This is a genomic window from Tenacibaculum sp. TC6, from assembly GCF_050606265.1.
In the GTDB taxonomy this organism is placed as follows: Bacteria; Bacteroidota; Bacteroidia; order Flavobacteriales; family Flavobacteriaceae; genus Polaribacter.
This window is the reverse complement of the sequence record NZ_JBOCUK010000005.1, coordinates 75933-97118: the sequence shown is the minus strand read 5'-3', so window position 1 is coordinate 97118 and position 21186 is coordinate 75933. Positions and strand designations below refer to the sequence as shown.

General features: G+C 32.0%; 17 protein-coding genes and 2 tRNA genes. 10 read left to right on the top strand and 9 right to left on the bottom strand.

Annotated elements, in window-relative coordinates:
* The first annotated feature begins 504 nt into the window (after window positions 1–504).
* Together ACQY1Q_RS04310 and ACQY1Q_RS04305 are read left to right on the top strand one after the other, a co-directional pair.
* Window positions 505–3000 carry a M14 family metallopeptidase gene (locus ACQY1Q_RS04310; protein WP_431004059.1) on the top strand — a complete coding sequence of 832 codons (2496 nt, stop codon included), beginning with the start codon at window positions 505–507 and terminating at the stop codon, window positions 2998–3000.
* A 164-nt stretch (window positions 3001–3164) separates the two neighbouring features.
* Entirely contained in the window at window positions 3165–3320 is a 156-nt protein-coding gene (locus tag ACQY1Q_RS04305; protein WP_431004058.1) for a YqaE/Pmp3 family membrane protein, read from the top strand.
* Between the two features lie 112 nt (window positions 3321–3432).
* On the opposite strand, the gene pafA is transcribed toward ACQY1Q_RS04305, so the two are convergent.
* Window positions 3433–5073, bottom strand: coding sequence for an alkaline phosphatase PafA (gene pafA, locus ACQY1Q_RS04300; RefSeq protein ID WP_431004057.1), 1641 nt, complete (start codon window positions 5071–5073; stop codon window positions 3433–3435).
* Between the two features lie 116 nt (window positions 5074–5189).
* Here pafA and ACQY1Q_RS04295 point away from each other — a divergent pair, with 116 nt between their 5' ends.
* The 4 genes from ACQY1Q_RS04295 (at window position 5190) to ACQY1Q_RS04280 (ending at window position 7033) form a co-directional block, all read left to right on the top strand.
* The gene (locus ACQY1Q_RS04295; protein WP_431004056.1) at window positions 5190–5930 is read left to right on the top strand and encodes an MlaE family ABC transporter permease; all 741 of its coding nucleotides are present in this window, start codon (window positions 5190–5192) and stop codon (window positions 5928–5930) included.
* A gap of 1 nt (window position 5931) precedes the next feature.
* Window positions 5932–6696 (top strand): ABC transporter ATP-binding protein, encoded by a 765-nt coding sequence (locus tag ACQY1Q_RS04290; RefSeq protein ID WP_431004055.1) that lies wholly within the window; start codon window positions 5932–5934, stop codon window positions 6694–6696.
* Between the two features lie 137 nt (window positions 6697–6833).
* Window positions 6834–6906: transfer RNA gene (locus ACQY1Q_RS04285), tRNA-Lys, on the top strand.
* Between the two features lie 44 nt (window positions 6907–6950).
* Window positions 6951–7033 (top strand) — tRNA-Tyr (locus ACQY1Q_RS04280).
* Between the two features lie 127 nt (window positions 7034–7160).
* On the opposite strand, the gene ACQY1Q_RS04275 is transcribed toward ACQY1Q_RS04280, so the two are convergent.
* A complete protein-coding gene (locus tag ACQY1Q_RS04275; RefSeq protein ID WP_431004054.1) occupies window positions 7161–9998 on the bottom strand; it encodes a C10 family peptidase in 2838 nt (945 codons plus the stop codon).
* A gap of 322 nt (window positions 9999–10320) precedes the next feature.
* Between ACQY1Q_RS04275 and ACQY1Q_RS04270 the strand changes: the two genes are divergently transcribed.
* The 4 genes from ACQY1Q_RS04270 (at window position 10321) to ACQY1Q_RS04255 (ending at window position 16072) form a co-directional block, all read left to right on the top strand.
* Window positions 10321–12726 carry a TonB-dependent receptor gene (locus ACQY1Q_RS04270; protein ID WP_431004053.1) on the top strand — a complete coding sequence of 802 codons (2406 nt, stop codon included), beginning with the start codon at window positions 10321–10323 and terminating at the stop codon, window positions 12724–12726.
* 78 nt (window positions 12727–12804) lie between these two features.
* Window positions 12805–13920: a C1 family peptidase gene (locus ACQY1Q_RS04265; protein WP_431004052.1), complete on the top strand. Its 1116-nt coding sequence runs from the start codon at window positions 12805–12807 to the stop codon at window positions 13918–13920.
* 127 nt (window positions 13921–14047) lie between these two features.
* The gene (locus ACQY1Q_RS04260) at window positions 14048–15496 is read left to right on the top strand and encodes a DUF389 domain-containing protein (RefSeq protein WP_431004051.1); all 1449 of its coding nucleotides are present in this window, start codon (window positions 14048–14050) and stop codon (window positions 15494–15496) included.
* 141 nt (window positions 15497–15637) lie between these two features.
* Window positions 15638–16072: a hypothetical protein gene (locus ACQY1Q_RS04255; RefSeq protein ID WP_431004050.1), complete on the top strand. Its 435-nt coding sequence runs from the start codon at window positions 15638–15640 to the stop codon at window positions 16070–16072.
* 148 nt (window positions 16073–16220) lie between these two features.
* Here ACQY1Q_RS04255 and ACQY1Q_RS04250 read toward each other — a convergent pair whose 3' ends face one another.
* The 7 genes from ACQY1Q_RS04250 to pdxH form a co-directional block, all read right to left on the bottom strand.
* Window positions 16221–16436 carry a hypothetical protein gene (locus ACQY1Q_RS04250; RefSeq protein WP_431004049.1) on the bottom strand — a complete coding sequence of 72 codons (216 nt, stop codon included), beginning with the start codon at window positions 16434–16436 and terminating at the stop codon, window positions 16221–16223.
* 96 nt (window positions 16437–16532) lie between these two features.
* Complete coding sequence (locus ACQY1Q_RS04245; RefSeq protein ID WP_431004048.1) at window positions 16533–17243, bottom strand: hypothetical protein; 711 nt, start codon at window positions 17241–17243, stop codon at window positions 16533–16535.
* Between the two features lie 40 nt (window positions 17244–17283).
* Window positions 17284–17466: a hypothetical protein gene (locus ACQY1Q_RS04240; protein WP_431004047.1), complete on the bottom strand. Its 183-nt coding sequence runs from the start codon at window positions 17464–17466 to the stop codon at window positions 17284–17286.
* A 264-nt stretch (window positions 17467–17730) separates the two neighbouring features.
* Entirely contained in the window at window positions 17731–18831 is a 1101-nt protein-coding gene (locus ACQY1Q_RS04235) for an OmpA family protein (protein ID WP_431004046.1), read from the bottom strand.
* Between the two features lie 120 nt (window positions 18832–18951).
* Window positions 18952–19845 (bottom strand): Ppx/GppA phosphatase family protein, encoded by an 894-nt coding sequence (locus tag ACQY1Q_RS04230; RefSeq protein WP_431004045.1) that lies wholly within the window; start codon window positions 19843–19845, stop codon window positions 18952–18954.
* 12 nt (window positions 19846–19857) lie between these two features.
* Entirely contained in the window at window positions 19858–20346 is a 489-nt protein-coding gene (locus tag ACQY1Q_RS04225; protein ID WP_431004044.1) for a SixA phosphatase family protein, read from the bottom strand.
* A 30-nt stretch (window positions 20347–20376) separates the two neighbouring features.
* On the bottom strand, window positions 20377–21024 hold the full coding sequence (pdxH, locus tag ACQY1Q_RS04220; RefSeq protein WP_431004043.1) for a pyridoxamine 5'-phosphate oxidase: 648 nt from the start codon (window positions 21022–21024) through the stop codon (window positions 20377–20379).
* Window positions 21025–21186: the final 162 nt, after the last annotated feature.

Here is a 21186-nt window from a genome sequence, read left to right as displayed (position 1 = left end):
ATTTTTAGCATACTTAGCTAACTTCGTATGTAATTATTGTTTTTCAACAAAAAATATGCTGGAAGTTACATCTTTATATATAAATGAACAAGTAAAGAACATAAAATAATCAGAAGTATAAAAGATTAGCTAAGAGGTTCAAATACTAGAAAAAAGACTTTTTAAAAATGTAAAAAGCAGCCAATAAAGGCTGCTTTTGGTCATAGTAGGTATAATTATAAAATTTCATAGTTTTTAAAACACTACATTAAAATAACAACCTTTTTCTTGATAAGACAGCTAAATAATAAAACACCCTACTTTTTCAGTGTATAAAATCAAATTATGTGAAGAGTAAACACGTAAATTAAGGAAGTTATTCATTAAGAGAAAATCTTAAAATTACGTTAAAAAGAAAGGTGAAAAAGATATACAATTCGTAATGAGTATCTTTAGCAGAATAATTAATACAATTAAGTTTTTTTTAAAGAAAAGAGATCTAAAACATTTCAATAAACCAAATAGATGAAAAAAATACTATTCTGCTTATTTTTTCTGAGCATAAGTATAAGAGCTCAGGTAGATTTATCGTATTACTTACCTCAAAATATACAATATTATAGCAAGATACCTACCCCAAAATCAATCGTAGGACATGAAATAGGTGAGTGGCACATAACTCACGATAAGTTAGTTGAATATATGAAGGTTTTGGCTAAGACATCTGATAGAGTTTCCTTAGAAGACAGAGGAACTACTTATGAAGGAAGACCTTTATTATTGTTAACCATAACTTCGCCTAAAAACCATGCTAAAATAGACGCAATAAAGGCTACTCATTTAAAATTAACGGACGATGAGAAGGTTGATGTTACTAATGAACCTATTGTTGTATATCAAGGGTTTTCAATTCATGGAAATGAACCCAGCGGGTCTAATGCTGCATTGGCAGTAGCTTATTATTTAGCGGCTGCTCAAGGAAATGAAATTGAAGAATTACTACAAAATACCGTTATTTTATTTGATCCTTCACTGAATCCGGATGGATTGCAACGTTTTGCCTATTGGGCAAATACCAACAAGGCGCAACATATAAACCCTGATCCGAATGATAGAGAGTATCATGAAGTATGGCCCGGAGGAAGAACTAATCATTATTGGTTTGATATGAACCGTGATTGGTTACCGGTACAGTTACCGGAAAGTAAAACGAGAATACAAACGTTTCATGAATGGTTACCTAATATTTTAACAGATCATCATGAAATGGGAACTAATTCAACCTTCTTTTTTCAACCGGGAATTCCGGAAAGAACTAATCCGCTAACTCCGGAGTTAAATCAAGAACTGACAAAAGAAATAGGGAATTATCATGCGAAAGCATTTGACAAGCTAGGTTCATTATACTATTCTGAAGAAGACTTTGACGATTTTTATTACGGAAAAGGATCAACATTTCCGGATATTAACGGAAGTATAGGAATTCTTTTTGAACAAGGTAGCTCAAGAGGACATGCACAAGAAAGTGAAAATGGTATTTTAACCTTTCCGTTTACCATTAGAAATCAGTTTACAGCAGCTTTATCAACATTAGAAGCTGCAAATAAAATGCGTGTTAAGATTTTAACATACCAGCAAGACTTTTTTAAACAATCCAGAAATTCAGAAGAAAATAAAGCTATTGTTTTTGGAGATGAAAAAGACAAGGCAAAAGCGTATCACTTAGCAGAAGTTTTGAAAAGACATCAAATAAGGGTACATGAGTTAACGTCAGATTTCATTTCTGATCAAAAAAAGTTTACAAAAGAGAGTAGTTATGTAGTACCGTTAAATCAAAAAAATCATCGTTTAGTAAAAGCAATGTTTGACGTAAGAAAAGAGTTTAAAGACAGCTTGTTTTATGATATTTCTGCATGGACTTTTAATTACGCTTTTGGAGTTGATTTTGCTAAAGATGTTTCGTTATCAAAAGCAGGAAAAGAAATACAAGTTTTGCAAAAAGCTGAAGGAAAAGTAAATGGAAAAAGCAATGTAGGCTATGTATTACCTTGGAATGAGTATTATGCTTCTAAGGCGTTGAATAAAATATTAGAAAAGGAATTACGTGCCAAAGTGGCTATGAAGAAATTTACGAATAACGGTACTTCGTATGATTATGGAACTATTTTTATTCCTGTACAAAATCAAAAACTGACTAGTGAAGAGTTGTTTACTTATTTAAATGAAGTAGCTGTTGAGAATAATTTGATTATGGAAGGTGTAACTACAGGATTAAATGCAGGGCCGGATTTTGGAAGTAGAAATTTCAGAGCCATCACAAAACCAAAAGTTGCTATGATTGTTGGAAATGGAGTTACAAGTAATGATGCAGGTGAAATATGGCATTTATTAGATGAGCGTTTTGGTATGAAAGTAACGAAGCTAGATACCGATTATAGTAGCAGGGTAGATTTAAGTAAATATACCACCATTATCATACCTAACAGTAACTTATTAAGTGGTGCATTAATGAGTAAAATAGATAAATGGGTAAGAAACGGTGGTGTATTGATTGGATACAGAAATGCCGTTAAATGGTTTGTAGGGCAAAATTACATTCATGTTGATTTTAATAAACCTAAAAGAGAGATAGTAAAAAATGTATCTTTTGAAGATAAAAGCTTGGTGTCAGGAGCTCAAGTAATTGGTGGAGCTATTTTTGAAGCTAATATTGATAGATCGCATCCGATAAATTTTGGATATAAGAATGATAAAATAGCGTTATTCAGGAATACAACGGTATTTATGAAACCCGATGAAAAAAGTTATAACAACCCAATTCAATATACTTCCAATCCTTTATTAAGTGGCTATATTTCTGAAGAAAATTTAAAAAGTTTAGTAAATACGGTGCCTTTCAAAAGCCAAAGTTTAGGAAAAGGAAAAGTATTAGTATTTACAGATAATACAAACTTTAGAGGTTTTTGGTTTGGAACCAATAAGTTATTAATGAATGCTATTTTCTTTGGGAAACTAATGTAAAATTTACACATAAAATTACTCAGGAAGTAAGATTTAAAGATTTTATTGGTTTATCTTGAGTTAGTTGAGTGAAAATAAAAAGGTCAGGTTACTTTAAGTAATCTGATCTTTTTTTGTAACAAACTTACAAGTTGAACGTCTTTTAAGTAAAAACAAAATCAACTATGAGTTTATTACGAGTTTTATTGGCTATACTATTTCCTCCGTTAGCCGTTATTGGAAAAGGATGTGGTTCAATTGTTATTGTATTTCTATTAACACTTTGTGGCTGGGTACCCGGAGTAATAGGGGCATTAGTCATCTTAAACAACCCAAACTAACAAAATAAAAAACAAATTGAATTTAAATTAAAAGGAGATTGTAATATATATCAAATTAATTAGGGGAAATGTAGAAAAAAAGCACTCTGTAAAGAGTGCTTTTTTAATTTTTTTATTTGAAAACTTCCGTAACTATTTTTCCAGAGGTTCCGTTAGGAAATTCTATTTGAAGCAAGTTAGCAATAGTAGGAGCAATATCTATAATTTCATATTTCTTTTTAGAAGTACCTTTTTTAATTCCTTTACCATAAAAAATGATAGGTACATGCGTATCATAAGAATATCCAGATCCGTGAGTTGTTCCTTTTTTAGGATAAATAATTGTTGAAGGATTAGGGATTAATAATACATCTCCTGAATACTTCTGATTATAACCGTTTTGTAATGAATTTAAGATACCATTGGTAAACATTGTTGTTTGCATTGTTTTTGCGGTAACTGTTTTATAAATTCCTTTGTAGTTGATAGCTTCATTAGCCAGCGTTTGAGCTACGGTTTCGTAATCTAGCTTTAACTCCTTAATTTTTTCTTTGTTTAAGAAAATTTGAAAGTTTGACATATTCTCAATAAGCTCTTCAGAGTTAAAATATTTCTTAGTTTGCTCTTTAAGGAAATTTAAAAATTTAGCAGGTTGAATATAGTTTCCCGGAATTTTTACCGATTGTAAGTATGCCGGTACTTGAGTAGCTGCATGATCAGCAGTTAAAAAAACGGTGTAATTGCCATTTCCTATTTTTGAATCTAAAAACTGAAATAAATCAGCTAAATCTTTATCTAAACGAATGTAGGTATCTTCAATTTCTTTAGATGCTACTCCAAATTGATGACCAACATAATCTGTAGAAGAATAACTCAATGTTAAAAAATCGGTATGTGCAGATGCTCCTAGTTTTTCACCAATAATTGCTGCTTTAGCAAAATCTGTCGTAAATGAATTTCCGGCAGGAATAGCTTTTAAAATACTGTAATCATTATTTGCAGCTCTTAAAGCAGGAATATTATGAGGAAAAACCGGTTTGTCTTCACCTTTAAAAGTAGCTTCAAAGTCATTATCATCCTCAATGCTTTCAGTATATGTTTTTATATCATATAATGTATTCCAAGGTTTACTTAAGTAAAAGTCCGCTTTTTTTGCCTTGTTAAAATCAACTACCCAATTAGGAAGCTCATTCATATAGTAAGAAGAAGAAATCCATTGCCCTTTTGAACCTCCGTCAAACCAATAAGCAGCATTGGCAGTATGACCTACAGGTAAAATTGCTGAACGATCTTTTATAGCAATTCCTATCGTTTTTCCTTTCATGTTTTGAGCTAAATGTAATTGATCGGTTACTGTAGTCGTAACTAATCTATATGGAGATTTTTTTCCTCCATCACCATTGTTTCCTACTGTAGCATATTTATCATCATCAACACAGTAAATAGATTTTTGCTCGTATTTATCGTACCAATTATTACCAATAATACCATGATTAGAAGGAGTTGTTCCTGTAAAAATAGAGGTATGACCAACAGCTGTATAGGTAGGAATGTAGTTGTAATGAGCATTTTCTAAAGAAAATCCATCTTTTAATAATCGTTTAAAACCATCATTACCATATTTGTTTTGAAAGCGAACAAGATAATCATAACGCATTTGGTCAACAACGATTCCTACTACAAGTTTAGGGTTTTTCGTTGCTTGTTTTTGTGCAAATACACCTGAACTCACCAATAAAAGTGAAGTTATTAAAATTGAAATACTTTTCTTCATTTTGAATTAAGATATAAAAAGACCAAAGGTAATTAAAAACAAAGCTTAAACGTATAATTATCGATAGAGTTAACGGTTTTTTATACATTAGCAAATGAAAAAATCAATTTTAATTCATGAATTATATTGAACACGTTGGTAAATATTTTATGATGTTGAAGCAAGTGTTTACCAGACCACAAAGAGCAAGAGTTTTTAAAGAAGCTTTGCTAAGAGAAGTAGAAGAGTTAGGGCATAAATCTATTGGAATTATAGCTTTTATTTCCTTTTTCATCGGTGGGGTTATCGCATTACAAACAGCGTTAAACTTAGAAAGCCCGTTTATACCCAAAAGTTTAATAGGTTTTGCTTCTAAGCGATCTGTGATTTTAGAATTTGCCCCTACATTTTGTTCTATTATTTTAGCAGGAAAGGTAGGTTCATATATCACATCCAGTATAGGAACTATGAGAGTAACGGAACAAATAGATGCGCTTGAGGTAATGGGAATTAACTCTCTTAACTATTTGGTGTTGCCTAAAATTATAGCTACCGTTTTATTTTATCCTTTTTTAATCATATTAGGTATGTTTTTAGGAATTTTCGGAGGATGGATAGCCGGTGTACTTTCAGGACTTTTTTCAGGAGTTGACTTTATTACCGGAGTACAAATGGACTTTAAACCGTTTTTAATTACGTACGCTTTAATAAAAACTGTTGTTTTTGCATTTTTAATAGCAACTGTTCCTTCATATCATGGGTATTATGTAAAAGGAGGTTCTCTTGAAGTAGGAAAAGCAAGTACACAATCGGTAGTGTGGACTATAGTTATCATTGTAATAGCAAATTATTTCTTAACCCAAATGTTATTGACGTAAAATGATTGAAGTAAAAAATTTACATAAAGGATTTAATGGAGTAGAAATATTAAAAGGTATTACTACCACATTTAACCCTGGAGAAACCAGCTTAATTATAGGTCAGAGTGGTTCCGGGAAAACGGTTTTTTTAAAATCATTAATAGGATTGCATACTCCGGAAGAAGGCACTATTTTATATGATGGCAGGGTAAATACGGAAATGACAATTGAAGACAAAAGAGAGTTTAGACAAGAATTAGGAATGGTTTTTCAAGGAAGTGCGTTATTTGACTCTCAAACAGTAGAAGAGAATGTCATGTTTCCTTTAAAAATGTTTACCAAAAAACCTGATGAGGAAATGTTAGACAGGGTAAATTTTGTACTAAAAAGGGTAAACTTAGAAAATTCAAATAAAAAATTTCCGGCAGAACTATCAGGAGGAATGCAAAAAAGGGTAGCTATAGCCAGAGCTATTGTAATGAATCCTAAATATTTGTTTTGTGATGAGCCTAACTCAGGTTTAGATCCAAGAACATCTATAGTAATTGATAATTTGATTCAAGAAATTACAGATGAGTATAAAATAACGACAGTTATTAATACACATGATATGAACTCTGTAATGGAAATAGGAGAGAAGATTGTTTTTTTACAAGATGGAAAAAAAGAATGGGAAGGAAGTAGTAAAGAAATTTTTAAAACCGATAATGAAGCTGTTGTTAATTTTGTGTATTCTTCTAACTTATTTAAAAAAGTTAGAAAAGCCTATTTGAATGATTTGTAAGCTAAAAAACTGGTTTTTAGAAAGGTAAAAAAGTAGATGAAATTTTTAAGGAAATTATTCAAAAAAAAGTTTGTGTAATCAATAAAAGGTTCTATATTTGCACCCGCAAACGCAGACATGCTAAAGCAAGTAAAAATGACCTGGTAGCTCAGTTGGTAGAGCATCTCCCTTTTAAGGAGAGGGTCCTGGGTTCGAGCCCCAGCCCGGTCACAGAGAAAGCTTCTTGAATTCAAGAAGCTTTTTTAAACGCTCTAGGGGAGATTCCAGAGCGGCCAAATGGGACGGACTGTAACTCCGTTGTCTTACGACTTCGCAGGTTCGAATCCTGCTCTCCCCACAAAAGCCTCAATCAATTTTGATTGAGGCTTTTGTTTGTTTAATAATTAGTTGTTTTTTATTCATAAAAAAAGTGCTTAGTATAACTAAGCACTCTAAAATTAAAATAACAATAATAGACAATGAAATTAATTGCTAGTTTTTATAAAGGTTGATGAATATTGTTTACTGTTGCTGTAAATTCTTAAGAAGTATGCTCCGGTTGAAAGACCTTCTACATTAACTATCGAAGATAAAGCCCCTTGTTTTACTATTTTTCCGTTTGAATTGATGATTTCAAAACTTGCATTTTCGAATTTTTTGGAAGGAGTTATGTGTAATTCCTTACTAACCGGATTAGGATATAGAATAATAGAAACATCTGATAACAACTCGGATTCTTTTTTATGTTCAAGACGAGGAGAAGTTTGTATAATGTTTATGGTGTAATCTTCAACTTCTCCATCATTAAATAATTCACATGCGGTACTAGTACTGTTGAATTTCATTGAAACTCTCATTCTGGTTAGTCCTAATTTTGCAGATGTAGGAATTGTTATTTGAAAAGTAAGTGCGTTTTTATCCGAAGAAGAAGAGGTTGCTACATTTTCTTCTTGTTCAAAAACTCCGTTTTGGTTGTAATCAATCCAAATATTATAATATTCTTTATAGGCACTGTTACTAAACCCCGGTAAAATTGATAATTCATAAGTTTTATTAGAAGTTACTGTCGCTGTTAGTGAAGTAAAGTTTCCGTAACCTTTGTTTTCTCCGCTATTGTTAATCATGTCACTTAATGAAACTTGTTGTATCCATTCATATTGTGTGTTATTTCCTTTTGAAATACAATAATTTGTAGGATTGCTATCTAAAGTTTTTACGTTAAGGGGTAAGCTCATTTCTGAAGTGTTGTTTGCGTAGTCTACTGCTTTCACTGCAAAAGTGTAGTTGCTGTTAGCCGTTAGATTTATAACTTCATACTGTAAAGATTCTGCAGAGCCTACTAATACGTTGTTTTTATATATTTCATAGGCTTTAATTTTTCCGTTGTCTGTAGATGCGTTCCAAGATAGTAGTACAGAGTTATTAGTGATATTTGTTGCAATAACTCCTGTTGGAGTGCTAGGGGATTCAGTGTCTTTTGTGATGGTTTGATATGTAATATTATCAATTCCGGCTACATCTAGTCCTTTTTTAGTAGAGGCATCTTTTTTATAACTCCAAGTTAGTACGTGGTTACCGGCAGAAATGTTTGTGCTGAATGTGTCCCAACTGTGTTCTCCGCTCCATTTTTGTTGTTCTTGACCGTCTATCTTAAAAATCAGGAAGTCATAATTACTTTCAGAAGAAACAAAATAATCAAAAGTTACTGTAGTGGCTACTTCAAAAATATGGTTTAGCACTAATGTAGCTTCTTGGTTGTCATTAATAACGCTATTTTGGGCGTAATGATTGTTGTTATTTACAATAGAAAAAGGGTTAGATGTATTTAGTTGAAAATTTCCTTGACTAAAATCATTGGTTTCAAAATCAATAATTGTAGTTTTTAATACGTCATCATTGGCTAAAACAAGTAATGAAAATTCATGAACAGAGGTGTTAACGCCATCGGTAGCTGTTATGGATATTTTATGTGAGCCAATGGCATTATCCGGCACGGTACCTTGCAATATATAAGCTCCGTTGTTGTTCGATAAATTTAACCAAGAAGGGGCTTGAGTTAAAGAAACCTGAATACTGTCTTTTTGGTTTTCATCTATTACTGTAACAGGGTATGTGTAGTTACTGTTAACTCTAATGGTATTGATAGGTTTAGAAGTAAAAAGCGGAGCTACATTAGTAGGGTATACATTTATCATGATCGCATTATTGTCTATCCAATTGTATTTTCCTCCGTGCGTTATCATTTCGGTTAAATAAAAGTATCCGTTACTTCTACCGGCCCATCCCCAGTTAATATGAAAATAATCACCTTGTTCAGTTGTGTCATATCCGTCTAAAACGAATAAATGTCCGGCACCACCTGCATTCGGGTCTAAAAGATTTTTACTTCTTCCTGAGTATAAAACAGGTCTTTTTTCATTTAGTTGCTCTTTTAGGAGTGATTTCCATTGTTCATCTGAATAATTGTAACGGTAAACCATGCTGGCTCCGTTGTTATATTTAAAATACTTTTTTAATGCGGTGAGAGCATCAGCTGAATAAGCACCTGATCCGCCATTGGCAGAGGTTCCGTAGTTCATTGAAACAGCCACCCCACAATGATAGGAAAGCTTTGCGTTTTCATCATCGGCATTAACTTTAGACATGTTATTCCAATCATATATCTGATCTTCAAAGTTTACCGATAAGTTTCCGTATTTATTATGATTATATGATTTTTGCCCGACACCTTTTGTGGGAAATTCCCAGTATCTCATTACCTGAGCCATGGCTGTAGCTACGCATCCAACAATAGCTTGGCCGTCATTGTTACTAGGGCAATATTTTTCAAATCCGTTAGATTGAGTGTATAAAATATCATTCATAAAAGGAGGTACAACTGCCGCTCTTCTTTGAGTTGCTTTAGGAGTTAAGATAGTATTCCAACCTTTATTGGCTAGGGTACCTTTTGCTTTTTGAATTTTAGCGTTTTCAAAAACAAAATCTTTATAGGCCTCTAGTAAGGCTTTAGTGGTTGGGTTTTGAATTTCTACATCAAAATAATTGGAATCAGAGTAGGCAAGTATAGGTTTCGTAGTATCATCTGCCGAAACAATTACAAAACCACCTTTGCTGTAGTTAATAACAAAGTACACTAATTTTTTTTGGTGATATACCTCTTCAACAGATGTGATTTTTTTACTGGGTTTTCTGGAATTATAGAGTTGAGAAGTAGTCCATTTATTAGCAACATTAATTGCTTTTTCTTTGCTGATAGGGTCAGCAAAAACAGACTGAAAGCATACGATAAAAAGAATGCTGAAAATTGTAATTTTTTGTTTCACTTTAAAAATAGTTTAAAAATTTAGAGGCAAAACTAAGTGTTGGAATATTGTGGTGAAATAAGGAGTTTTACTATATGTTTTTTAGTAAAACCCCGATTATATAAGGGAAACATGGAGTGATAATTTAGGGGAAATAGGTATTGTAAAAAAGACAATTTATTTAAGGTTGTTTTTTGTTCTGTTTTTATAAATAAAGTAGTGTTTATATTTAATAGTTGATAAAAGCAAATTTTGCTTTTTAAATTAAATTTATATTTGTTTAATTTTTTATTTAAATAGATAAACAAACAAGCATTATATTTGTATGTTAAAAATAAACTATATGAAAAAATTTGTTTTTGTTCTTTTATGCTTGCAAATAGCAGTGCTTAAAGGTCAGGACTTAGGAGTTATAAAGGGTAAAGTAATTGATGATAGAACGCGTGAAGGACTTCCTTTTGTAAATGTTTTAATTGTAGGAACTCAAAATGGAAGTACTACGAATGAGTCAGGAGAGTTTACTATTAAAGAAGCTCCTTTAGGATATCAACAAGTGCAAGCTTCATTTATTGGGTTTAAAACGGTAACGTCTGATGACTATTTAATTACGAAAGAAAAAGTACCTTATATACTTATTGAGATGGTTGAAGATGCTACGCAGTTAGCAGAAGTTGAGGTTAAGAGCAAGCTATTTAAAAAAACATTGGAAAGTCCGGTTTCATTGCAATCATTAGGAGTGGCTGAGATCGAAAGAAATCCGGGAGGCAACAGAGATGTGTTGCGTGTTATTCAGTCATTTCCGGGGGTAGCATCTAATCCGGGGTTTAGAAATGATATTATTATAAGAGGAGGGGCTACTTCAGAAAATAAGTTTTATGTTGATGGTGTTGAGGTTCCGGTAATTAATCACTTTCAAACGCAAGGAGCCACCGGAGGACCTGTAGGAATTATGAATACAGATTTAATTCGTAAGGTTGATTTTTATGCAGGTGCGTTTCCGGCTAACAGGGGCAACACGTTAAGTTCTATTATTGAGTTTACTCAAAAAACAGGAAATCCTGATCGGTTAAATGTTAGAGCTACTCTTGGGACTTCGGATGCGGGTATTACTGTAGACGGACCTTTAGGTAAAAATACGACCTATATAGCTTCGGTTCGTCAATCGTATTTACAGTTCTTATTCAAATTAATAAAACTGCCTTTTTTACCTACGTATAATGATTTTCAATTCAATATAAAAACAAAGTTAAATGCTACCAGTGAGTTGTCTGTTATAGGATTAGGAGCCATTGATGATTTTGAAATAAATAAAGAGGTAAATGATGGTGTAACTGATGAGGAAACCTTTAAGAGAAATCAAGTAATTTTAAATAGAGTTCCGGTTAATAGTCAATGGAATTATACTTTTGGTGTAAGCTATAAGAGGTTTGGTAAAAATGCAACACAGCAATTAGTGTTGAGTAGAAATGAATGGAAGAATAAGGCGGTAAAGTATTTTTTAAATGATGAATTAGAAAGACCGGAAAATTTACTGTTAGATTATTCTTCAAAAGAGATTGAAAATAAATTGCGATTTGAAAATACAATTAAGAAAGAAAATTATTCACTTAACTTAGGGTTTAATCTTGAGTTGGCTAAGTACACGAACACTACTTTTCAAAAAATAGTGAATACACAAAATGTTGCCGAACGAAAATTTTCATCAACGGTTAATTTTGTAAAATACGGATGGTTTGGTCAGTATTCACAATCGTTATTTAATAAAAAACTGGGAATTTCATTAGGTGTAAGGTTTGATGGTGTTGATTATAATGACGATATGAAAAACATTTTTAATCAGTTATCACCAAGAATTGCAACTACCTATAATTTTAACAATCAATGGTCTTGGAATAGCTCATGGGCTATTTATAAGCAGTTACCTTCCTATACTATTTTAGGTTATAGAAACGAAAATGATGAGTTGGTTAACAAAAGAGGCGTAAAGTATATTGAGTCGCAACACCTTGTTTCAGGAGTAGAATTTAAACCTAATACCACGTCTAAAATAACTCTTGAGGGTTTTTATAAAAAGTATAACGATTATCCTTTTTCTGTAAGAGATCAAATAAGTTTGGCAAATTTAGGTGCCGATTTTGGTGTGGTAGGAAATGAAGAGGTTGTATCTAACTCAACAGGAAGAGCCTATGGTTTTGAGGTATTGGCACAAAAAAAATCATATAAAGGGTTGTATGGAATTGCGGCGTATACTTTTGTTCGAAGTGAATTTAAAAACAGTTTTGGTGCGTATATTCCGTCAACTTGGGATAATAGGCATTTATTAACAATTACAGCCGGAAAAAAACTAGCTAAAAATTGGGAAATAGGAACCAAGTTCAGATTGGTAGGAGGTCGTCCATATACTCCGTATAATTATGATGTATCTGCGGTAAAAACAAATTACGATGTGAGTAATGGCGGGATTTTAGATTATGCTCGTTTAAATGAAAGCAGGTTTGGTACGTACACTCAACTTGATATGAGGGTAGATAAAACCTGGTTTTTGAAAAACTTTTCTATTAATTTATATGTTGATGTACAAAATATGTATGCAAGTGCTGCAGATAGCCAACCTTTTTTATTGCCTAAGGTTGATGCCAATGGAAACCGATTATCAGACCCGAATGACTCGTCAAGATATTTATTAGAAGAAGTACAAAGTTCTTCAGGGAGAGCAATTCCTAGAATTGGGGTTATTGTAGATTTTTAGATTTTTGTTTGTTTTAGTTTTATCAGTTTTAGTAAAAACGGTAAATTGCCGTTAAAACAACTAAATAAAGTATAAAATATGAAGCAATTGCTAATTGGAGCTGCTGTTTGTTTCTTAGGAGTAAGCTCAGTTAAGGCACAAAAATATCAGTTTACTACGGTTACTGATATAGAAAATACACAAATTAAAAGTCAAGGAAGAACGGGTACTTGTTGGAGTTTTTCTACTACTTCTTTTTTAGAGTCTGAAGTAATTCGGTTAACCGGAAAAAATATAGACTTGTCTGAAATGTATACGGTTCGTAATACGTATTCAGATAAGGCGTCTAACTATTTATATCGTCAAGGAAATGCTCAGTTTAGTGAAGGAGGTTTAGCGCACGATGTAATTAATTCTGTAGCAAAAAACGGTTTAGTTCCGGAAGCGGTGTATAGCGGATTAGATGTTGGGCAAAAGAACCATAATCATGCTGAGTTAGTAGCTGTTTTAAAGAGTATGTTAGATGCTTATATTAAAAACCCGGCAAAAGAGTTAAGTCCTAAATGGAAATTAGCGGTAGAGAGTGTTTTAGATGTGTATTTAGGAAAAAATAAAGATGAATTTATTTTTGAAGGAAAAAAATATACACCAACTTCTTTTGCCGAGTATGTAAAGATTGTTCCTTCAAATTATATTACGCTAAGTTCTTTTGAGCATGCTAAAAAGTACGAAAAGTTTATTTTAAATATTCCTGATAATTTTTCTAACGGAGCGTTTTATAATGTTTCTTTAGATGAGTTGGTTGCAGCTACTGAAGATGCGTTGAAAAAAGGATATACTGTTGAGTTGGATTGTGATGTGTCTGAAAAAACATTTTCATCAAAAGCCGGAGTTGCTGTAATACCTGCTATTAGTTCTGAAAGTAAAAAGGCAATGGAAGAAATTGTTGAGGAGAAAAAAATTACACCGGAATACAGACAGGCAGAGTTTGAAAACTTCAATACGACTGATGATCATTTAATGCATATTGTGGGAATAGTAAAAGATCAAAAAAATACTATTTATTTTAAAGTAAAAAACTCTTGGGGTACTCAACAAGGTAACGAAGGGTATGTGTATATGTCTGTGCCTTATTTCAGATTAAAAACAATTTCTATTTTGGTGCATAAAGATGCTGTTTCAAAAGAATTAAAAAATAAATTACATATAGAATAGATCTTCTGTTTTATACGTATTCTAAAGCATAAGCTCTAAGATAATTCTTAGAGCTTATGTTGTATATAGCGCAGTAGTAAAAGGGGAATTTCGTATCTTTCCATCCTTAACAAAAAATCGATTAGATATGGAAGAAAAACTGAATAATGAAGAGTCTGTTGAGCAATCAAAACAAGCCATACAGGAAGATGCAAAAGGGCTTTGGCAGCACTCTAAAAAGTTTTTACTTGAATTATTAGACTTTAGGCACGATACAGATCAAACCGCAACTATTGAGGCTATAAAAGGAGATATAGCATTTAAAGGAGCAACGGCATGGATTTTAATTTGTTCTATTTTTGTTGCATCAATAGGGTTAAATGCCAATTCAACAGCCGTAGTAATTGGAGCGATGTTAATATCTCCGCTAATGGGACCTATTTTAGGAATAGGAATGTCTATAGCTATTAACGATATTGATACGCTAAAAAAATCGCTTATAAACTTAGCAACCATGATTGTGTTGAGTTTATTAACGGCTTTTTTATTTTTCTTTTTATTTCCTTTAAGAGAAGAAACTTCAGAGCTTTTAGGACGTGTAAATCCGGATATTCGTGATGTATTGATTGCCTTTTTTGGTGGGTTGGCTTTAATTATTGCCAGAACTAAAAAAGGAACTATTGCTTCAGTAATATTTGGTGTGGCTATTGCAACGGCTTTAATGCCTCCATTATGTACGGCGGGGTATGGTTTGGCTATAGGTAAGTTTGAGTACTTTTTTGGTGCTATGTATTTGTTTACTATCAACGCTATTTTTATTGCTTTAGCTACTTTTTTAGTGCTAAAGTTGTTAGGGTTTACCATGATACGTTATGTAAATTCTGCTAAAAGAAAACGAATAGCGCGTTTGGCTTCTTTTATAGCGGTTTTAGTAATGATACCTGCTATGTTCACCTTTTTAAATGTGTATAGAGAGAGTGTAATTAATGCAAACTATACTAAGTTTTTAAAAGAGAAAATTTTGTCTAATAAAGATTTATGGCTACAGCGAGAAAAGTTAGATGTAAAGGATAAAAAAATTAGCTTGTTTTTTAACGGAGATGTAGATGATGCTACGGAAACGTTTTTAAGAAATGAGTTAAAAACTTATGCTAAGCTAGATTCTTACGATTTATTAATTAACGAAAATAAGGCAAGAAGTGTTGACAGGGTGGTAGATGCTTACGATAGAGCTATTGCCGAATTAGATGAAAAAGATAACATTATTAAAGGATTGCAAAAGGAAATTGAGGAGCTAAAGCTTACCATAACCAACCTTAATAAGCGAATTGAACAAGATGCTACTGATAGAGATAAAAGTACCATACCTTTTAGTTCTATTATGAAAGAAGCAAAAATCAGGTATAATGATATAACGTCTATTAGTTTTTCAAAAATGTTGGTTTCTAAAGATTTTATTAAAATAGATACCATTCCTGAAATGATTGTTACTTGGAATAAAAAGTTACCGGACTCTGTAGTGGTAAAGAAAGAAAAGGAACTAAAAAGTTGGTTGCAAAAAGAACTCTCAATTACTAACTTGGTCATTAAAAAATAATTCAAAAGCCTCATTTTTAAAATGAGGCTTTTTTTAAACAAATCAAGTATCTTTTAGTTTTGAAATGAACCTAGAAAGTCTTTTATACCTATCTTTGTTATTAAAAATTACAGGTATTCTTTTATTATTTAGAGATTAACAATGATAGCTAATAGAATTAAACAACTTATAGAATATAAAAAAGTTACTGTAAGTGAATTTGCAGAGTATATTAATATAGAAGAAAAAGAATTAAAGGAAGCTCTTGATAGTGTTTCACAAATCAATTCTGAGTGGTTAAAATCAATTCTAAAGGTTTATCCGGAAGTAAATGCTGAATGGTTGTTGTTAGGAGTTGGTGATATACTATATAATGTACAGGACAAAAGATATGTGATTAATTTAGAAAGCTTACGACCGGAAGAAATATTAGATTATATATTAATAAATCCAGATAAGTTTAGGGAAGAATCTAAACTAGATGCTGTTGTTGCTTTGTTTTCTAATTTTGAACAACAAAGAGAATTACAAAAAATGTATGATAAAATTGAGCGTTATGAAAAGCTTTTAGAAGAAAAGGTGAGAGATAATAGGTAATTAGGGGGTAGGAATTAGGAGAGTGTAGTGGGTAGGAAAGTAGGAGTAAGATATAGTATTTAGTAGTTTTTAATTTGTACCCTATGTTATTTTGACCACTAGTTTTTGCCTAAAAATTTAAAAAAAAGCTTATTGTACTATACTACTGTTATACATAGTATTTATGGGTTTTGTTTAAAAACTCACTCATTTTTTGATCTAATCTATTATTAAGCTCAGCTGTTTTATTTTCTTCTTCAACTACTTTCTTAGCTATTTCTATAATAGTTCTTTTTTCTCTGTTTTTAAGCTGTTCTTTAGTAGAGTATCTTTTCTTTTTAAAGATTCTTTTTACTAAATTTTCTATAATTCTAAATCTTTTCATTTCTTAATTTTCTTACTGTTTCATAGGTCTGATGTTATTTACCAATACTAATTTTGTTGTGTTTTAATAGTTAGTAGGTTTATTTCATAGGAGCTATTAAACATCTTTTAGCATGGTTAGAATATCATTATCAAAGGCATCTGCATTTTCTTTTACCGTATCTGTAGCTAACATGGCCTTGTCGTTTCTTTCTGCATAAAGTGCTTTTAGGGCAACTCTTGGGTAGTGTATGGTTTTTATTTTATCAATTAATGAAAGTTGTTTTAAAATAATGTCGTCTTTATAGGTGTAGTATTTTACTAAAAAGTAAGTGAAAAGGGTAGCTAATATAGCACAACTTAAAATCATAAGGATATATGTATTCTTAGTGAAATCATCTTGAGTTAAAAATATCAGATGAATCATCCAGAAAAAGGAAATGGCTATACCGGTAAGTGACAGAAATTGAAATTTAAAGGTACTGCCATGTACAATATCATTGTATAAAGATTTACAACTAAAAAATAATAAGGCAGTAACTAAACCAAAAACAAAAATCCAAAAGTGAAAACTTTTTCTACCTCTAAAAGAAAACTCACGATTGATTCTTATCTTCTCTTTGCTTAAATTTTTAACTTTTATATTGGTTTCTTCGATTAAGTTATAGGTGAAAGAGTAATAATCTTCAGGTGAAATTTCTTTATTTTTTAGTTTTTCAAGATACTCTTGTAATTTATTGTTTTTGTAGTTTATTGTTTTATTGTATTCTAATTTGTTTGCTTTTATGTCAGGAGGATAAGCATCGAAAAAAACATGAAATAAAGACATAGTTACCAAAAGAAAGGCAACTATGCCATATATTGTAACCTTAACCGTTTGGATACTCTTCGTCATCAACGGTTCCGTCATCATCTGGGTCTGTGAGCTGAATATTGTTGAGTTTGGTATGTTTTTTTTCATTTTTTTCAATATCTTCTAATGAATTATCTGTACAACTTACAAATAATAGAATACCTAAACTAAATACTAAAAGTGCTACTAATTTTTTCATGATTACTTCAAAATTTAAATTAATTGTGAAGTAAAATAAGAAGATTATTTAATGTTTAGTTAGTTTTTTTATCTGCCTACTAATGGTTTGGTTTTTTTAAATAGTGTCAAACATAGCTTCTTTTTTTATTAAAAGCAATACCTAATATCCCTAGAGTTTAGATAAGGGTTTTCCCTAGTAGCTTTTTAAAAAATAAAAACCGGGTTTTGGCCCGGTTTTCTTTTTTGATTTGCTTTGTTAGAACGTAGTAAGCTAGCGTTTTATTTATTGGTTAATAACTCTAAATGTGGTTCTACGGTTGGCAGCGTGTTCTCTTTCTGTACATGAAACTCCGTCACTACATCTATTGGTTAATCTACTTTCACCATAACCATTAGCTGTTAATTGACTAGGATTAACTCCTTTTGAGATTAAATAGTTCACTACAGATTGAGCACGTCTTTCTGATAACGATTGATTACTTTCTTTAGTACCTCTTGAATCAGTATGTGACTCAATTGCTACTGCAACACCATCTTTTAAGATAGGTAATAATCTGGCATCAATAATTCTTTTGGCTCCGGCAGTTAAGGTAGCACTACCTAAATTCCAGTTGATAGGTAATGGCGTGTTTTCTACCAATTTACACTCTACTTCTTTCCAAGAAGTTAATCCTCCTTTAGATACTAAAACTTCTTTGGTAACTGTTTTATATTTAGCCGGTACTGTAATTTCTTCTTGCCAGGCATCTTTTTCTAAAACTGTTTTTGTTACTTCTTTATATACAGCCGGAATTTCTATTTCTCTAACTGTCGGTGGTGTAGTCATTACCTTTCTGGTATATGTTTTATCAAAACCTTCTACCGGAATTTTTTCAGTACTTGCATCACTGGTTAACTTAGTTACAGGAATGGTTTCGTAGCTAGCCGGTAAGGGTTTGTAACACCAATATCTACAATCATTAGGATCACTTGATTCACAATCCGGAGCTTTTTCACTCATTTCCCATCTTGCAGAAGCTGCTTTTGTTTCAATAGTTTCAGAATCAGAAGTAAAACTAGCAGGGACTACTTTTAATTTGTTAGCGTCTTCTTTTGCTTTATAAGTAATTACTTTGTCTTCCCATACTGCCGGAACAATTTCTAAACGTTTCCCGGCTTCTTTAACTAATACGCTTTCTGTAACTGTTTTGTAAACGGCCGGATGTGTTACTATTTTTTTATAGGCAGGTGCAATTTCAACAGTAACGTCTTCATTTTTCCAAACGTCCGGAGTTTTACATCGAACATAACATTTCCCTGGTTCCGGATTTTGAGGTAAGTCTTGTGCAGAAAGTGTTTGCACAGCTAATGCTATTGCCCCAATCAAGAATAATTGATTTTTCATAATAAGATTAATATTTGTGATTATTTAGTTTCAATTGTTATGACACTTCAAGTCGGGAGGAAGTCACATCTACACAAATATATGAAAAATAACGAGTTGTTAAAGAAATGTTAAAAAACATTATAGCTTGTTAAAATACAAGCTTTTAATAATTCCGTCTGAAAGCCCAATTTTAGGAACAAATATTTTTCTGGCTCCGCTCCATTTCATAGCTGAAAGATAAATTTTTGTTGCCGGAATAATAACGTCAGCTCTATCCGGGTTTAAACCTAACTCTGAAATTCTTTCAGTATATGACATTTTCTTTAAAAATTGGTATTGAGCATTTAGGTAAATATATGATATAGGTCTACCAGGCTCTCTACCGGACATTTTAAAAAGTTTGTTAATGTTTCCACCAGATCCTATAAGAGAAATTCTTTTATAGTCTCTTGTGTTTTCATCTATCCAATATTGAACTTTTTTAAACATCTGTTTATTATCAGCCTTATTGTTATTAATTAACCTAACGGTTCCAATTTTAAAAGATTTGGAGTTGATAATTTTTCCTTTTGAAAATAACGTAAATTCGGTACTACCGCCCCCTACATCTACATATAAGTAGGTGCCATCAGATTCAATGAGTTGACTTAAATCGGTTGAAGATATAATTGCAGCTTCTTTTTTACCGTCAATAATATCAATTTCAACATTGGTTTCCTGAAGAATTTTTTGAGCTACCTCTGTACCGTTTTGAGCTTCTCTCATAGCCGATGTTGCACAGGCTTTGTACCTGGTAACTCCATGAACTTTCATAATGAGTTTAAAAGCGTTCATGGCATCAATCATTCTGTTTGTATTTCCTTCAGAAATAATACCGGTAACAAAGGCATCAGCTCCTAAACGTATAGGAACACGGACTAATGATGATTTTCTAAATTGAGGCTCTTTGTCTTTTTCTTCAATCACATTGGCAACTAATAATCTTACCGCATTTGAACCAATGTCAATGGCTCCGTATTTCGTTATTTTCAAACTAATTAGTTTTTATCTATGATGTTTTGGAAACTCTACTAGTACAGTAGTTCCTTTTCTTATATTTTTCCAGTGTTTTTCGTCAAATCTAATGCCTACAACTCCGCAAGTAGGTACATGAGCTATAGGTTTGCTACCAAATTTGTTAACAAAAGTATTAATACCGTGGTCATGGCTAAATATAATGGCACTGTTAAAGCCATCATCTAAAGCCTTTACGGTTTTTACCAAATACCCATCACTAAAGCTATATAATTGTCGCTTAATTTGCAAATTAGATAACGGATAATCGAAGTTTTCACAAAAAATAACAGCTGTATGTAACGCTCTGTTAGCACTACTGGAAACAAAAACATCAGGTTTTTGTAATTGTTTAGCTAATACTTTAGATAGTAAATGAGCATCATTAATACCACGTTCTTTTAGTGGCCTATCAATATCTTTTACGCTATCATACTCCCAAGATGATTTTGCGTGACGAACGATATAAATTGTCTTCATGTATGTTTTAAACGATATGTAAATATAAAACTAAGGAGCTAAACGTTCAAGTTTCCATGAAAAATCTTTTTGTAGTGTATATCTGATTCTGTCATGCATTCGGTTAGGTCTTCCTTGCCAAAACTCTATTGAAACAGGTTTTACTATAAAACCACCCCAATGTTCGGGTCTTGGAATTTCTTGGTCTTTAAATTTTTCTTCAAAAGCTGCTAATGAAGTATCTAATTGATCACGTGAAGAAACTACCTCACTCTGATTAGATGCCCAAGCTCCTAATTTACTTCCATCCGGTCTTGAGTCAAAATACCCGTCAGATAAATTAGGGGCAATTTTTTCTGCTTCTCCTTTAATAATAATTTGCTGTTCTAATCCTGCCCAAAAGAAAGATAGGCATACGTGATTATTTTGTTGCATAGCCCTTCCTTTTTCTGAGTTGTAGTTAGTATAAAAAATAAATCCTTCCCAAGTGTATTTTTTTAACAATACAACTCTGTTTTTCGGAAATCCATCAAATCCAATTGTTGAAATAGTCATAGCATTGGCTTCGTCAACCATTTCAGAAGCATCTGCAGTTAAAAACCAATTTCTAAATAGTTCAATAGGATTTTCAGGACAATTTTCTTCTAATAACTCCTGCTTTTCATACGACTTTCGGTAGTTGCTTAAATCGTGTGCCATTTTGTTTTTTAATAGTTAGGGTAAAGGTACAATTTTTAGCAAGATATGTATAACAGAGCGCAAGAAATGTAGAAACCCGAGGCAAGGAAACCTTATAATTTTGCTTTGTAACAATTCATCATAAAAAAGTTACAGTTGAGTATTTGTTTTTATATGAACACA

Bases quoted from the DNA above. Each gene is read 5' to 3' on its own strand.
- ACQY1Q_RS04270 (WP_431004053.1), top strand. From the start codon at position 10,321: ATGAAAAAATTTGTTTTTGTTCTTTTATGCTTGCAAATAGCAGTGCTT.
- ACQY1Q_RS04310 (WP_431004059.1), top strand. From the start codon at position 505: ATGAAAAAAATACTATTCTGCTTATTTTTTCTGAGCATAAGTATAAGA.
- ACQY1Q_RS04255 (WP_431004050.1), top strand. From the start codon at position 15,638: ATGATAGCTAATAGAATTAAACAACTTATAGAATATAAAAAAGTTACT.
- ACQY1Q_RS04265 (WP_431004052.1), top strand. From the start codon at position 12,805: ATGAAGCAATTGCTAATTGGAGCTGCTGTTTGTTTCTTAGGAGTAAGC.
- ACQY1Q_RS04225 (WP_431004044.1), bottom strand. From the start codon at position 20,346: ATGAAGACAATTTATATCGTTCGTCACGCAAAATCATCTTGGGAGTAT.
- ACQY1Q_RS04245 (WP_431004048.1), bottom strand. From the start codon at position 17,243: ATGTCTTTATTTCATGTTTTTTTCGATGCTTATCCTCCTGACATAAAA.
- pdxH (WP_431004043.1), bottom strand. From the start codon at position 21,024: ATGGCACACGATTTAAGCAACTACCGAAAGTCGTATGAAAAGCAGGAG.
- ACQY1Q_RS04290 (WP_431004055.1), top strand. From the start codon at position 5,932: ATGATTGAAGTAAAAAATTTACATAAAGGATTTAATGGAGTAGAAATA.
- ACQY1Q_RS04305 (WP_431004058.1), top strand. From the start codon at position 3,165: ATGAGTTTATTACGAGTTTTATTGGCTATACTATTTCCTCCGTTAGCC.
- ACQY1Q_RS04260 (WP_431004051.1), top strand. From the start codon at position 14,048: ATGGAAGAAAAACTGAATAATGAAGAGTCTGTTGAGCAATCAAAACAA.
- ACQY1Q_RS04295 (WP_431004056.1), top strand. From the start codon at position 5,190: ATGAATTATATTGAACACGTTGGTAAATATTTTATGATGTTGAAGCAA.
- ACQY1Q_RS04240 (WP_431004047.1), bottom strand. From the start codon at position 17,466: ATGAAAAAATTAGTAGCACTTTTAGTATTTAGTTTAGGTATTCTATTA.
- ACQY1Q_RS04235 (WP_431004046.1), bottom strand. From the start codon at position 18,831: ATGAAAAATCAATTATTCTTGATTGGGGCAATAGCATTAGCTGTGCAA.
- pafA (WP_431004057.1), bottom strand. From the start codon at position 5,073: ATGAAGAAAAGTATTTCAATTTTAATAACTTCACTTTTATTGGTGAGT.
- ACQY1Q_RS04250 (WP_431004049.1), bottom strand. From the start codon at position 16,436: ATGAAAAGATTTAGAATTATAGAAAATTTAGTAAAAAGAATCTTTAAA.